This is a genomic window from Thermostichus sp. MS-CIW-38 (genome assembly GCF_054058415.1).
This window is the reverse complement of sequence record NZ_JBSSAH010000032.1, coordinates 20,599-35,144: the sequence shown is the minus strand read 5'-3', so window position 1 is coordinate 35,144 and position 14,546 is coordinate 20,599. Positions and strand designations below refer to the sequence as shown.

Below are 14,546 nucleotides of genomic sequence, written 5' to 3'. Positions count from 1 at the left end.
AGCGATACTGGTAAGCAGTTCTCATGATGAGGGTATAAAATCCTGCTACGCCGGTCATAGCACCAGTAAGGACGAAGCATCGTGTCCTCGCCTTTCATCCCGACCCTCACCCTGGATAGTGGTGAGTGGATAGTGACCAGCCACTAGTCACTAGTCACTAACGGAGGGCGGGGCTTCCCGCCGGTCTAGCTAAAACCAAACCGAAAATGGAAGAAGTTTACTTACCAGAGGAGACCCTTTGCGCTTGGCTGTGGGAAGACCTGGGGCACGGCGACCTCACCACAGAGCTGACCCTACCCCCAGGACTGGAGGGTGAGGCGGTAATCCTGGCCAAGGAGACAGGGATCCTGGCCGGCCTGGAGATTGCCAAGCGGGTTTTTCGGCTGGCGGATCCCCAGGTGGAGTTCATCCCTGGAGTGGAGGAAGGGGCCAGGGTGGCTGTCCGTCAAGAGGTGGCCCACCTCAAGGGATCCCTGAAGGGCATTCTGGCGGGGGAGAGGCTGGCGCTCAATCTTCTCCAAAGGCTGTCCGGCATTGCCACCCTCACCCGCACCTATGTAGAGGCTCTCCGGGGAACCTCAACCCAGCTTCTGGACACCCGCAAGACCACTCCCGGCCTGCGCGCCCTGGAGAAGTATGCTGTACGGGTAGGGGGCGGCAAAAACCACCGCTTTGGGCTGTTCGACGGCATTTTGATCAAGGAAAACCACATCATTGCCACGCAACGCTGTTGCGACCGCGGCGCGGGAGGCGTTTTGGCAGCCGTCAAGCGGGCCAAGGAAGGTGCTCCCCACCACCTCAAGGTGGAGGTGGAGGTGCGGGATCTCCAGGAACTGGAAGAGGCTTTGGCAGCAGGAGCCGATCTCATCCTTCTGGACAACTTCACCCTGGAAGAAACCCAGGCCGCCGTCCAACGGGTGGGAGGGAGAGTTCCCCTGGAGGCCAGCGGCAACATGACCCCAGAACGGGCCAGGCAAGTGGCCGAGGCAGGCGTGAATTACGTCAGCGTCGGGGCGCTCACCCACTCGGCCAAGGCTTTGGATCTCTCTTTGCTGGTGGTGTGACCCTGAGCCAAGTCCTCGCTGGACACTGCTTTATTGCTACGCAACGCTGTTGCGACTGATGCTACTTTGAGAAGACAACCTAAGCCCAGCTCCAGCTCAACCGGGCGCCGCGAAAGGCTTCGCCGGGCATCTGGGTTGGGGGTTGCTTCTCTTGCCGGCTCAGATACCCCCCAAAGCAGAGTCGACCAACTCCAGGAGATGGGCTTTCCGTTATTGCTGCGCGCTGCTCCTGCAAACGCATTAGCGGGACAAAGTCCTCAGATCGTGTCCAGCCTCCAGAGGAACAAAACCGTTATTGCTACGCAACGCTGTCGCGACAAGAAGTCGAAAATGAAGGGAGAAACCCCATTGCTACACAACACTGCCACAATCGTCCAGGAGATTGCCCGGCTCAAACAGGAAAGGCAGGCAGTTATCCTCGCGCATTCGTATCAGCTCCCTGAAGTTCAAGAGGTGGCGGACTTTGTGGGAGACTCCTTAGGACTGGCTCGGGAGGCTCAAAAGACGAGCGCCCAGGTGATTGTCTTTGCGGGCGTGCATTTTATGGCGGAGACGGCTGCCATCCTTAACCCGGAAAAGACGGTGCTGCTGCCGGATCTGGAGGCGGGCTGTTCCTTGGCCGATAGCATTCGCCCGCAAGATGTGCTGCGGTGGAAGGCAGCCTGCCCTGAGGGCCTGGTGGTGGCCTACGTCAACACCGCTGCCGAGATCAAGGCTCTGGCAGATGTCTGCGTAACCAGCGCCAACGCAGTTCAAGTGGTGGCCAGCCTGCCCCCGGATCGCCCCATCTTCTTCGTGCCGGATATGTTTCTGGGAGCCCACGTTGCTCAAGTAACCGGAAGGGAGCTGGATCTCTTTCCGGGAGAGTGCCACGTGCATGTTGGCATCCGGGAAGAGCACCTCAAGGCGATGGTGGAAGAGCACCCTGGAGCAGAGTTCCTCATTCACCCGGAGTGCAGTTGCGGCTCTAGCTGTCTCTTCCTCAAACCGGATGCCAAGCTGCTCTCCACCGAGGGCATGGTGCGCTACGCCAAAGCTTCAGAAAGCCGCGAGTTTGTGGTGGCCACCGAGGTGGGCATTCTTCACCGGCTCAAGAAAGAAGCTCCAGACAAAACGTTCATCCCTGTCAAGGCAGAAGCCGTCTGCGAGTACATGAAGAAGATTACCTTGGAAAAGATTTACCGCTCCCTGCAGGAGATGCGCTACGTGATCCAGGTGCCCCAGGAGGTGGCTGAGAAGGCTCGCCGTTCCATCCTGGCCATGCTGGCAGTGCCCGCCGGAGCCTAGAGGTGGAGGGGAAGAACGGGGCGCCGCCCTTGTTAGAAACAGACCTGTTGATCCTGGGAGCAGGGGTGGCGGGGGTGTACGCAGCCCTGTGGGCCGAAGCCCAGGGGGCGACAACTCTGGTGGTAAGCAAGGATCCCCTTCCCTCTGGCTCTACCCCTTGGGCGCAGGGTGGGGTGGCTTTTCCTGTGGATGAGGCGGACGTAGAAGCCCATATCCAAGACACCTTGCAAGCGGGCCGCGGCCTGGTGGAAGAAAAGGTGGCTCGCTCCATTGTGGAGGAAGCACCCTTGCACCTGGAGAGACTTTTGCGCTGGGGCCTTCCTTTCCATCCCCAACCTGTCCGGGAGGGGGGCCACTCCCAAGCGCGGGTACGCCATCTGGGGGGGGATCGGAGCGGACTGTGGCTTCTGAGAGGTTTGCTGGCTCGCCTCAACAGGCTGCCTTTGCAGGGCTACACAGCCCTAAGCCTTTTGCTGGCGGGGGACAGGGTAGGGGGGGCCTTGCTGCTTGGCCCTGAAGGGCCGGTGGAGGTGAGGGCCGGGGCAGTTCTCCTGGCTACGGGAGGATTTGGCAGCCTTTTCCCCGTCTCGACAGCTCCCCCGGGGGCCACCGGCGACGGAATGGTGCTGGCCTGGCGGGCAGGGGCCACTCTCAGGGATCTGGAGTTTGTGCAATTTCACCCCACGGCCTTGCCCAATGGAGCGCTGGTGAGCGAGGCAGTAAGAGGAGAAGGGGCTGTTCTCCTCAACGCCTTGGGGGAGCGTTTTATGCCTCGCTATGCGGAGCTGGGAGAGCTGGCGCCGCGGGATGTGGTAGCTCGGGCCGTTTTCTGGGAGCGGCAGCAGACAGGGGGAACCTACCTGGATCTGCGGGTCGTCGAACATCTGGAGGAGCGCTTTCCCACCGTTGTTGCCTCTGCCCGCGCCTTGGGGCTGGATCCCACGAAGGATCTGCTCCCGGTTGTTCCCGCGGCTCACTACGTGATGGGTGGGATCCGAACGGACGCTTTCGGCTTCACCGGCCTGCCGGGCCTTTATGCTGCTGGGGAGGTGGCTTCCACGGGCCTGCACGGAGCCAATCGCTTGGCTTCCAACAGCCTTTTGGAAGGGCTGGTCATGGGCAAGCGGGCCGCCTTGGCTGCCTTGCAAGATTTGGGAGAGGTGAGCTTTCGCCGGCAGCTGCAGAGGCTACCCGTTCTGGCGACGTCTCCCGACATCCTGCCGGCTCTCAGGCATCGAGTTGGGGAAGCTTTGGGCGTTGTGCGGGAGGGAACACGGCTGCGGGCTTTTCTGACCTTTGTCAAGGCACTTCCCCTGCAGGAAAAGCCTTGGGCCACCCGGGAAGAGGCCGAGGCAGGCAGTCTGCTTTTGCTGGCCCGTCTGGTAGCTCAGGGGGCGCTGCTGCGGGAGGAAAGCCGCGGGGCCCATTTCCGCGAGGATTTTCCTCAGGAAGGGGAGCCTTTCCATACGGAGGTGCGCGGTTCAACTTTTTTCCGGAGACCTCTTGATGCTACGCATTGCTAACGGCAACAGGCATTCCACTCATGGTGAAAGACGCCCGGCCTGTCGATGCGCTCGAAGGTGTGGGCCCCGAAGAAGTCCCGCTGGGCTTGGGTGAGGTTCTGGGGCAGGTTGGCGGTACGGTAGCTGTCGTAGTAGGCCAAAGAAGCGCTGATGGCCGGGATCGGGATCCCCAGGGCAGCCGCCGTGGACACCACCCGCCGCCAGGATCCCTGCCGCTCCCGGATGGCCTGCTCGAATTCCTCATCCAACAGCAGGTTCACCAGCTCTGGATCCCGTTTGTAGGCCGACTGGATCTCGCCCAGGAAGCGGGCGCGGATGATACAGCCCCCCTTCCAAATCCGCGGAATCTCACTGAAGGTGTAGACGTAGCCGTGGGCAACAGTGGCTCTTTTGAGCAGGGCCATCCCCTGCGCATAGGAGCAGATTTTGGAGCAGTAGAGGGCGGCGCGCAGATCTTGGATAAAGCAGTCGGGATCCCCTGCAAAAGTTGCGTCGGGCCCCTTCAACTGGGCAGAGGCAGCCACCCGTTCCTCTTTCATCGACGAGAGGATGCGAGCTTGCACCGCCGCTTCAATGGTGGGCACTGGTACCCCCAGATCTAGAGCGTCCTTGACTGTCCACAAACCGGTGCCTTTTTGCCCAGCCTTATCCAGAATGAGATCCACCAAAGGCTTGCCGGTTTCCGGATCCAGGGTTTGGAAAATCTTGGCGGTAATTTCAATCAGGAAAGATTCCAGCTCCGTTTCATTCCAAGCCTGAAAAATCTCCTGCATCTGCGAGGCCGACAGCTTCAAGGCCCTGCGCATTACGTCATAGACCTCGGCGATCAGTTGCATATCGCCGTATTCGATGCCATTGTGCACCATCTTCACGTAGTGCCCGCCCCCTTTGGGCCCCAGGTAGGTGACACAGGGGCCGTCTGGCACTTGAGCGGCAATTTTGGCCAAGATGGGCTCCAGTTGTTGGTAGGCCTCTGGGCTGCAGCCGGGCATGAGGCTGGGGCCGTTCAGGGCGCCCTCTTCCCCGCCGCTCACTCCCATGCCGACAAAGTGGATCCCGGTGGGGGCGAGGGCTTCGGCACGGCGATCGGTGTCGGTGTAGAGGGAGTTGCCGCCGTCGATGATGATATCCCCCGGATCCAGCAGGGGTTTAAGCTCGTCAATCACCGCGTCTACCGGCGCACCCGCCTTGACCATGATCAAGAATTTGCGGGGCCGCTCCATCAGTTGCACCAATTCCGGCAGGCTGTAGGCGGGGGTGATCCGTTTGCCTTGGGCTCGCTCCCGCATGAACTGGTCGGTTTTGGAGCTGGTGCGGTTGTAGACGGCAACCGGGAAGCCATTGCGCTCGACGTTGAGGGCCAGGTTTTCCCCCATCACCGCTAGGCCAATCACCGCAAAGCTGGGCTTGCTCATGGTTGGGGCACTATCGACACCTCACCCAATCTAGAGGCCAATCTGACCGACGGGGCTCAGGGATCCTGTTTTCTTCACCTTTGCCGGCCCTGATTCAAGGGCAGCCCAAACTCTCACGGGTGGTTACGCCGGTTATCGGGTGGGATCCCTCAGCTTGCTCACACAACTGCCGCTTTGCCGCCCGATCCACATAGGCTTCGCTGAAATCGGCGCCGGCAATCTGCGCTCCTTGCCAAACCGCCCGTGCGGCAATGGCTCCCGTGAGCTTGGCCCCTCTGAGAGCCTATCCGAATACCTCGTCGTCACGTCACGACGGATGAAATCCATCACCGGATGCAAGCCGATGGAGTCGAGGCACGGCACCGTCGTGCCCCGACGGGTGCACCCCGACGAGTGGTGAATGGGATGGGCGCATGATCAACAACCCCCATTGTCCATCGATGCATCCCGTGCTCGTCGTATCATCGGGGAGGGCAGTGCGCGAACCGCCCCTCCGCTATCGGCAGATATGGGTGCGTTGCGTCGTCAAGCCACCCATGCATAGTCTTGATCAGTGATCACCGTTGGGGGCAATGGGCACCACGGTGGTTATTCGGTCGTCGTTACCCCCAGCATCGCTTCGTTCCAATCACCGCACGGGGAAGAGACGAGATTCGCTGACCTTCATCTTCCACACCAGGATGTTTCGGATAGGCTCTTAGAGATTCTCTGCCCGATACCCAAAAACCTCATCCAGCCAATCAAAGACTACTTGCTGCATCAGGCCCAGATTATTGATCTGGCAGTGAGCATCTGCACCGTCGGCGGCAACGAAGACGCGAAAGGCTTTAGGGCATCGGAGAGCGTTGTAAAACTCGCGAGCCTGCATCATTTGTGCTTCTGACTCTCCTTCGCCAACCATACACAATACCGGACATGTAATCTCTTCTATCCTTTCAACTCGTGCTTGTCGCGCCATTTCTAACGCTTCAGAAATTGTGCTTACTCCGGCTTGCCAGCAGAACTTCTCTAATGCAATACCGGGCAGGGGGTTTCTAAGACCTGCCAGCCTGGTAAGGGTGTTCCTGAAAAAACCGGGAGTTTTGAGGAGTACCGACGGAATTTCGGCCATGACAAGTTGGTAAATATCTATGATGGGAGCACTGGCTATGCAGGCTTTGATACGTTTCTCAAATGGAAGAGCGCGGGATACCATGTAGCCACCACCACTGATGCCAAATAAAGCCAACCGTTCGGCGTCGACCTCTGATCGCGTGAGGATATGATCGACGACAGCCTTGATAGGGAGTTCAGAATCGACCCGGAAGAATAAACCATCGAAGGGTGTACTTCCCTGACCGGGCAAATCTATCAGAAGAACGTGATACCTCCGGCGGACTCCTGCCGGGCCTATCCAGAAATAGAGTTCTTCGGCGCATGTTTCACCACCGCCTATCAGGATCAACGTTGGTGCTTTCCGATTCTCATTATGCCCGCACAGAAAGTAACCCGGCAGAACTTTGCCCGCGAACGGGATCTGGATCGGTTCGATAGGCGGCTTGCATTGAGCGGCTGCTTGCCGAAAACACCATTGTGCTTTTTGCCATCCCTCTCGCAGTCGTTGATCTTGCGGGCGAACGAAGATGGCTGCCATCTGATGATAGGTAAAGGCGCGCAGGTAGGCTTCACGTGCACTAACCCGATGCCCGTTTGCCAGTGCCTGTGTCGCCTGCGATTCGACGCGACGGGCCATTTCTGACCAGGCCTTGTACCAGCTTTCGGGATCACCATCTTTAATTTGGGAAGCAGTGTAGAAGCACTCGCCAAGTGCCGAACCACCTTCGTTTTGGTGAGCAAGAATCCAGGCAAAATAGAAATCCATATCGTCATTCCGAAACCGGATTCGCTGTTTGCTTCGCTGCCATAGTTTCTCTTTATTCATAACTGTTTATCCTTGAATTGGAAGAATCTTTCGCGGACTAACGGATTGTGCTGCCCTTGAATGGCGAAGGTGGTGGAGTGAGGCTAGGTGTAAGCCTGTATTAGCCGATTTTCCCCTTGCCCACTGAGAACTGGGATCATTGCGTTGCAGCAGAGACAGCCGTTATCCGCCGTAGGTTACATTCCGCTCGGTGGTGCGAAATTGCAGGATCGTCAGCCCCACCACAATGAGAAACAGGACGATGGATTGCGCGGCAGCCCTACCCAAATTGCCTGAAGACACTCCGATTTTGTAGATCTCGTAGATCAACACCGAGGTGGATCCGGAAGGGCCCCCAGCAGTCAGCAAGTCAATGGTGCCAAAGATATCGAAAAACGCATAGGTCATGTTGGTAATCACCAAAAAGAAGGTGATGGGAGAAAGCAGCGGTAGGGTGATGGCAAAAAAGCGACGCACTGCCCCGGCCCCGTCGATGGCAGCCGCTTCCAGCAAATCCTTGGGCAGGTTTTGCAGGCCGGCAAGGTAAAACAAAATGTTGTAGCCCATCTGCTTCCAAACGCTAGCAAAGATCACCACCCAAGGGGCCAAGTTGGGATCGCTGAGCCAGTTTAAACGGGGGATCCCCACCAGGCCCAGCAAATGGTTGGCCACCCCTCCCAAGGGGTTGAACATGATAAAGAAGATGATCCCGGCCACCGCCGGAGAGATGGCGTAGGGCCAGATCAGCAACACCCGATAAATCGCCGCCCCCCGAATCGGCTGATAGGCCAGCGTGGCAATCAACAGGGATCCGCTCAACCCCAGCACCACGATGGCCGCCGAAATGGCAAAGGTAATCCCCAGGCTGCGCAGATAGGTGGAATCCGTCAGCAAAGCGGTAAAGTTATCCACACAGACGAAGCGGCTGCGCGGCGCCCCCACAAACGTGAGCAGGGTGGAAAGGCGGAAGGTATCCAGCCCTGGGTAGTAGAGAAACACCACCAAGATCGTGAAGGTGGGCAACAAGAGCAGCCACGCCAGCCACCACTGCTTAAAGATGCCCCTCTCCTGAACAGCTGGGCCGGGGATCCCCAGGCGGCGCTCCTGCTCCTTCTGCGTCCACGCCAACAGCGGCCAGAGGGGAATGGCCATGCCCGCCAGCACCAGCCCCACGCCAAAGGCCATGTCGATGGCCTTGCGCTCCGGCTCAAAAGTGCAAAAATCCAGGGGCGCCATAAAAATCAGGGATCCCAGCCCTCCTGCTAGGCCCCCCAGCACTGCCCCCACCGGCACAGGCCACTCGATGCGTCGAAAACGGAGCCCCATCCAGAGGGATCCCAGCAACCCTGCCAACAGCGGCACCAACACTTGGACGAATCCCAACATGCCTCTCACCTCGGCTTTGCTCTTCACAAGAGCCTCGTCAAAACCCAAAAAGGGGCAGGCTGCCGCCCACCCCCATCCCTCAATGACACCGTCAGCCCATCGACATCCAGGTTACTGGTAGAGGGAGTTGTACTCGGCTAGAAGGCGGTTGGCCTCCTGGTTGGCCTTGGCCATAGCCTGGGCTGGATCCCCGCCTTTAAGCATCAGATCTTCCATGGTTTGGGTCACCACGTTGCGAATTTCGGGGAAAGCCCCCAGCAGCGCCCCCCGAGTGGCAGGGGTCACCTTGGAATTGTTGATTTGGTCGCTGGCGGTGAAGAAGTTGGGGTTTTCCTTGAACCAGCCCTTCGACTCCAGTAAAGCTACCGAGCTTTTCCGAATGGGCAAGTAGCCGGTCACTTGGTGCCACTCGGCAGCATTTTCGGTGTTATTGAGCCACAGCATGAAGGTCAGCGCCCCCTCTTCCACCTCCTTGGGCAGATCCTTCACCAACCAGAGGCTGGCTCCCCCGATCAAGTTCCCCGTCCAACCCTTGTCGGCGTTGTAGGGCATGCGGGTGGTGACCAGCTCGATGTTGTTTTGCTTGGCAGCGTTGGTGATGTTGGCGGCATCGGCGCTGCTGGTGATGGCCATGGCGACGGTACCGGTCTGGATGGCCTGCTCGGTGGCTGCCCAATCCCGCTGCTTGCCGCTGTAGATGTAGTAGCCTTTGTCATACATCCCTTTCCACCAGGTGGCGATGGCAATTGACGGCTCTGAGTCCAAAAAGACCTGGGTGGCACGGGCGGCACGGCCATTGTCGTTGTTGGCCAAGAGGGCATTCTGCTGGGCCATCCACTGCTCGTAGAACCAGCCGTGATTGGGCCAGGTCACACAGCCCTGGGGAGCGTCGGGGAGGGCCATGATCTTTTGACAAGCAGCCTCCAGATCTTGCCAGGTGGCCGGCGGCTTTTCGATCCCAGCCTTCTTCAAGATGGCCGTGTTGGAGTAGAGAATGGGGCTGGAGCTGTTCCAGGGCATGGAGGTAAATTTGCCATCCAGGGTGTAGTAGCTCACCACCGGCTCGATAAAATCGTCGAAATTCACTGGGATCCCGTTCACTTCGGTGCGATTGCCCAGAGCCTCGGCAATGGACTTGAAGTAACCAAAATCCCGTGCCCGCTGGGTGCCCACCTCAAACCACTGCACCACCGAAGGAGCAGCATTTTGTTGAATGGCCAGGTCGGTGGCTTGCTGAATTTCTTCGTAGTTGCCGTAGCCTTCGACCGTAACTTTGTATTGAGGAAATTGCTTGTTGAACTCTGCCGCTTTTCCGCGGGCCCAATCCAGGCGGTTATCGGTAAAGGCAATCCAAACTTTGACTTCGGCAGGAGACTGAGCAAAGCTGTCGGCAGCCAGAAGAGCAGCAGCAGACGCAGCCACCAGGCCAGCCGCAACAGCCAGGAAAGTACGACGGGTGTTCATAGAAAAATGCAGTCGCATTCGCTAAAGGCACCTCTGAGATTACAGCACCGACATTAAGAGCAGGTTATGTCTGGCGGGATCCCTCTAGGAAGTGAACCTTCAGGCCAAAGTCAGAGTCAGACAGGGTAAAGGCTGAGCCTGGGTTATGATCGACAACCTCTCTAGGGGTCTGGAAAAATGAGAATGAAGATGAAAAATGCAAGCTTTTGCCTGTTGTTGGCTATTGCCCTCCTGATGGCGCTTGCCCCCTTTGCGCAGGCTCGCCCCCGTCAACGCAGCCGCATCGCCCCCTCGTCAACGGGCGGATCCCTGACCCCGAGCGGTGAGCGCACCTTCACTCACTCCGGCACCTACACTGGCACCGGGCCAAGTGGCAGATCGGGTAGTGGCACCTATTCCGGCCAGGGATCCCGGCAATTCATTCCCGGTCAGGGGGTGGAAGGAGACTACTCCGGCCAAGTCACTACCCAACAAGGTCAGACCTGGAACCTGAACCATCAGCACACCACTACTCACACACATGAGGGTTGGCAACGGCAGGGCAGCACCACCCTGCAAAACGCCGAGGGCAAGACGGTGGGCAGCAGCTCGAGCCTTATCGAGGGCCAAGCGGGGCAAGGCTGGCAGCGCAGCGGCCAATTCAACAATGCTCGCGGCCAAACCTACACCACCGAGTCGAGCAGCACACCGACCGGGCCAGGACACTGGCAGCGGGAAACTCGCGTCTTCAATGCCCAAGGGGATCTGCTCGGTGGCTCTGATACCGATGTGCAGTACCGATTTGTACCAGGGCAAGGCTGGGTGAAAACAGTAGAAGGCAATACCCTGAAAGGTCAACCGATCCGCCGCACCACCACAGTCGGCCCCAATCCGTGAAGGATTTGCAGGGATCCCCTCCTCAGCTTGGCTTGGCATGCCGCCGCAGCGCCTGGATCCCCGCGGCCAGGGCAAAGAGCGCGATCAGCAGCAAGGTACTTAGGGCCGCCGCTTGCTGGGTATAGCCCCCTTGTTGCAAGCCAAAGATGAGCCACCCAAAGGTCTCCGAGCGGGAGGTCACCAAGAGGGCGGAGAGGGTCAGCTCGGCAAAAGATTGCAGAAATACCAGCAACACTGCCGCCGTCAGGGCTGGCGCCAGCAGCGGCACCAAGATGTGGCGAAAGGTTTGCAGCAGGGAGGCCCCGTCAATACTGGCTGCCTCCTCAAGGCTGGTATCCAAGCTGCGCCACGCCGCTTGCAGGGGCTGCAGTGCCAGGGCCGAGAACCGCCCCAGGTAGGCCATCAGGATCAGCCATAGGGTGCCGTAGAGGCTCAGCCCCGGCAGGGGAGGAGGCAACCACACCAAGATGAGAGACAAAGCAAAAATCAGGCCCGGCAGGGCATAGGGCAAGTCCACGATGAAGCTGAGCAGGGCCAACAGCGGCACCTTCAAGCGGGTCAGGGCATAGCCCAAGATCGTCCCTATCCCGCTGCAGAGCAGTGCCGCTCCTCCCGCCAAGCCCAAACTGTGCAGCGTGGCGCGGCGGGCCCGCTCCAGATCAAAAAGAACCATGCGGAAATGCTCCAGGGTTAGGTTAGACCAGGTCAGGGGCAGGCCATAGGCCCGCAGCAGGGCAGTCGCAGCCATGGCCAGCAAGGGCCCAAGAACGACCAGCAGAGCTGCGGCGAAAAGGATCCCGCTGAGCAGCCAACCCAGCCAGCCCAGGCGATAGGGATCCGGAGGCGCCTCGCCGGGATCCAACCCCTCCTGACTCCGCTGAGGCCAGCTCAAGAAGAAGAGGGCCGGCAGGCCAAAGAGCAACGCCAGCGCCGCACTGCGCCCAAACCCATCGCCGCTGAAGTTGATCACCTCCTGGTACAGCAGAGTGGGCAAGGTCAGGTAGCGCCCCGGGATCCCCAGCAAGGCCGGGATCCCGAAATTGCCCCAGGCCCCCAGGAACGCCAGTGCTGCTGCTGCCGCCACAGAGGGCCGTAACAGAGGCAGCGTGACGTAGAGCCAAACCTGCAGCAGGTTTGCCCCATCCAGTTGGGCCGCCTCCTGAGCCTGCTTGGAGAGCCGGCTCAGGCCCGCCACCAGCGTCAGATAGGCAATCGGCAGCACAAAAAGAGCCAGCAACAGGATGATCCCCGCCGGTGTGTAGAGGCTCCACAGGGATCCCTGCTTTCCCAAAATCCAGCGCAGCCCCTGCTGCAGATAGCCCACCGGCCCAGCCCACTGGATCCAGGCCAAGGCCAAAACCTGGGGCGGAATCACCAGAGGAGACAAAAAGAGCAGCCGTAGGATCCCGCGGCCCGGCAGATCCGTCTGGGTGGTGAGCACCGCCAGCAGCAGAGCGGCCCCAAGAGCCAGCGCCGCTGAGGCCGCGGACACCCAAAGGCTATGGCGTAGCGCCAGATGGACGCGAGGCGTTTCCAGCAACCAGCGGATGTTCTCACCTTCGCCGCCCAAGGCCCGCTGCAGCAGCCTCCAGAGGGGATAGACGTGGGTCAGAGTCACAAGGGCGGCTACAGCCACCAGCCAGGGGATAATGGGGTGCCTCAACCCTTTGCTCAAGTCCTTCCACCGCAAGACTTGGCCAGCGTCTGGCCAGCTTGATGTCAACCTATTCCCCAAACAACTTGGCAAAGCGAGCCTTGTCGGCCTCGCGGCTCTCGGCCAACTCCGTCGCCGGCACGCTTAAGATCTTCAGCTCGCTCAAGGCGGGGAACCCTTTCGGAGGTGTGACATCCTGCCGCAGTGGCATATAGCCCATCCCTGCAGCAACCTCCTGCCCCTTCTGAGACAGCAAGAAGTCCACAAAAGCCTGGGCAGCTTCCAGGTTGGGCGTTCCTTTTACAATTCCCACCGGCTCTGTAATCAATGGCACACCCTCCTTGGGATAGACCACCTCCACTGGGGATCCCTCGTTGCGGCTGCGAATGGCGAGAAAGTCCACCACCATGCCGTAGCTTTGTTCGCCACTGGCGACGTTGCGAGCCACAGCGCCATTGCCTTGCACCAGCACTGCCTTGTTCTTTTTCAGGGCTTCGTACCACTCCCAGCCCAAGCCGGGGGTGCGGGTGATAACCCCCAAGTTGTAGGCGGCGGCGCCCGAATAGGTAGGGCTGGGCATCACCAGTTGGCCTTCAGGAACCTGGGCCAGGGCTGCCCAGCTATCGATGGGCTGGGCTTTGGCCGTGTTGTAAACGATCACCGTGGCCAAGATCTTGGTGCCGAAGTAGTGGCAGTCTGGGTCGTAGTAGGTGGCAGCGATGGCTTTGGCCTCAGGGCTGCAGTAGGACTCCAGCAAATTGCGGGCTTTCAGCAGCTCAAAGGTGGGCGCATCGGCCACCAACAACACATCTGCCTGGGGGCTGCCCTTTTCTGCTTCTAAAAGAAAGCGGCTGATCACCTCCTCGGTGCCGGAGCGAAAGATCTCCACCGAAACCTCTGGATAAACTTCCCGAAATGCAGCAACAGTTTTCTGAGCATCTGCATCGGGTTGGGAGGTGTACAAACGCAACGTCCCGGAAGGCTTAGCCCAGGCTGAGCTCAAGGATCCCCACGCAAAAGGCTGGGCAAAAGCCACGCTGCAAAGCACCGCCAACAAAGATAGAGGACGCACGGTGATTCTCCTAACCATTCCAAAATCGGTTTTTGCATTTACTCTCACTTTACTGCCGATCTGGCACAAATGAGAGCATTGCCCAAATTCACCGGAGAATAAGCCTGTATTGCAGCTTTTCAGACAACATCTATCACAGCCACTATAAGTCACAACCACATGGATATGGATAGAAGCACCCCCTGCGTAGCAGGGATCCCACTTCGCTCACAAAACTCGCAGGAAGCCGAGGGAAGCTTTGGCTTCGGGGTTCCCAGGTTTCCCCCTATTTTAGGAGTTGAATACAGCTCAGAATACCTCAATAAAATCATCCAAAAGTTATTTTCTGGTTATTTTGAGATTAAGTTCTGATTAAGAAAAATTACCGGCCAGATTGTGAGAGGAAAAAGCACAGCTTGGTTCAACCAGCTATGCTTTTTGGAACCACATACCCTGTACTTTGGCTATAGGGATCCGAAAGCGTCTTCCTTATCTAGCTCCTCCTAGAGAAGCTTAACCAAGGCAACCAGCTTCCGACTCCACCCGCCGGCTTGCCGTCGTATCCGGCACCCCCGTCGACAACCGGTAACGCCTTCCACGGTAGTACCACCCCAGCCGCGATACGCCACGGTCAGACCAAAAGCTCACAAGACTCCTCCTGCTTTGCTCCTTCTCCACCCCCCTCGCAGACACTTTTCGCCCCGAACTCAACCGTTGCCTTGGGGCTAGGTTGGGCCCGGAAAGGCCTACAGCAGGCGAGTTTTGAGGTTTAGTTTAAGGCCTGCCCAGTGTTGGGAAGCGGGCGGACGGAATCGAACCGACAACAGCAGTTTGGAAGACTGCGGTTTTACCATTAAACTACGCCCGCACGGGCATTCAGCGATGCTGAGTATCTATGGTAGCATCTCTCGGCGGTGCCCCTTCCC

At 58.9% G+C, this 14,546-nt stretch carries 10 protein-coding genes, 1 tRNA gene and 1 pseudogene; 4 read left to right on the top strand and 8 right to left on the bottom strand.

Translation table 11 applies throughout. The annotated features are described in order from the left end of the window. The first annotated feature begins 206 nt into the window (after positions 1–206). The 3 genes from nadC (at position 207) to ACVWXZ_RS10860 (ending at position 3,874) form a co-directional block, all read left to right on the top strand. Positions 207–1,064 carry a carboxylating nicotinate-nucleotide diphosphorylase gene (gene nadC / locus ACVWXZ_RS10870; RefSeq protein ID WP_011434043.1) on the top strand — a complete coding sequence of 286 codons (858 nt, stop codon included), beginning with the start codon at positions 207–209 and terminating at the stop codon, positions 1,062–1,064. Between the two features lie 198 nt (positions 1,065–1,262). Next, positions 1,263–2,351: a quinolinate synthase NadA gene (nadA, locus tag ACVWXZ_RS10865; protein WP_414342299.1), complete on the top strand. Its 1,089-nt coding sequence runs from the start codon at positions 1,263–1,265 to the stop codon at positions 2,349–2,351. Positions 2,352–2,380: 29 nt separating this feature from the next. After that, complete coding sequence (locus ACVWXZ_RS10860) at positions 2,381–3,874, top strand: L-aspartate oxidase (RefSeq protein WP_457441558.1); 1,494 nt, start codon at positions 2,381–2,383, stop codon at positions 3,872–3,874. On the opposite strand, the gene gndA is transcribed toward ACVWXZ_RS10860, so the two are convergent. The 5 genes and pseudogenes from gndA to ACVWXZ_RS10835 form a co-directional block, all read right to left on the bottom strand. Further along, a complete protein-coding gene (gene gndA / locus ACVWXZ_RS10855) occupies positions 3,871–5,289 on the bottom strand; it encodes an NADP-dependent phosphogluconate dehydrogenase (RefSeq protein WP_457482511.1) in 1,419 nt (472 codons plus the stop codon). The genes ACVWXZ_RS10860 and gndA overlap by 4 nt on opposite strands. 94 nt (positions 5,290–5,383) lie before the next feature. Continuing rightward, positions 5,384–5,557 (bottom strand): annotated as a pseudogene (locus ACVWXZ_RS10850) (pentapeptide repeat-containing protein); the annotation flags it as partial. Between the two features lie 429 nt (positions 5,558–5,986). Further along, positions 5,987–7,210, bottom strand: coding sequence for an alpha/beta hydrolase family protein (locus ACVWXZ_RS10845; protein WP_457387885.1), 1,224 nt, complete (start codon positions 7,208–7,210; stop codon positions 5,987–5,989). A 162-nt stretch (positions 7,211–7,372) separates the two neighbouring features. Next, positions 7,373–8,575, bottom strand: coding sequence for a carbohydrate ABC transporter permease (locus ACVWXZ_RS10840; RefSeq protein WP_414329418.1), 1,203 nt, complete (start codon positions 8,573–8,575; stop codon positions 7,373–7,375). A gap of 111 nt (positions 8,576–8,686) precedes the next feature. Beyond that, positions 8,687–10,039, bottom strand: coding sequence for an ABC transporter substrate-binding protein (locus ACVWXZ_RS10835; RefSeq protein WP_457482510.1), 1,353 nt, complete (start codon positions 10,037–10,039; stop codon positions 8,687–8,689). Between the two features lie 189 nt (positions 10,040–10,228). On the opposite strand from ACVWXZ_RS10835, the gene ACVWXZ_RS10830 reads away from it, so the two are divergent. Further along, positions 10,229–10,915: a hypothetical protein gene (locus ACVWXZ_RS10830; RefSeq protein ID WP_457482509.1), complete on the top strand. Its 687-nt coding sequence runs from the start codon at positions 10,229–10,231 to the stop codon at positions 10,913–10,915. Between the two features lie 22 nt (positions 10,916–10,937). Here ACVWXZ_RS10830 and ACVWXZ_RS10825 read toward each other — a convergent pair whose 3' ends face one another. From ACVWXZ_RS10825 to ACVWXZ_RS10815, 3 genes are all read right to left on the bottom strand, one after another. Further along, complete coding sequence (locus ACVWXZ_RS10825) at positions 10,938–12,578, bottom strand: ABC transporter permease (RefSeq protein ID WP_414342291.1); 1,641 nt, start codon at positions 12,576–12,578, stop codon at positions 10,938–10,940. A 61-nt stretch (positions 12,579–12,639) separates the two neighbouring features. Next, positions 12,640–13,641, bottom strand: a complete 1,002-nt coding sequence (locus ACVWXZ_RS10820) for an ABC transporter substrate-binding protein (RefSeq protein WP_414357554.1) — start codon at positions 13,639–13,641, stop codon at positions 12,640–12,642. Positions 13,642–14,417: 776 nt separating this feature from the next. Next, positions 14,418–14,488, bottom strand: a tRNA-Gly gene (locus tag ACVWXZ_RS10815). Positions 14,489–14,546: the final 58 nt, after the last annotated feature.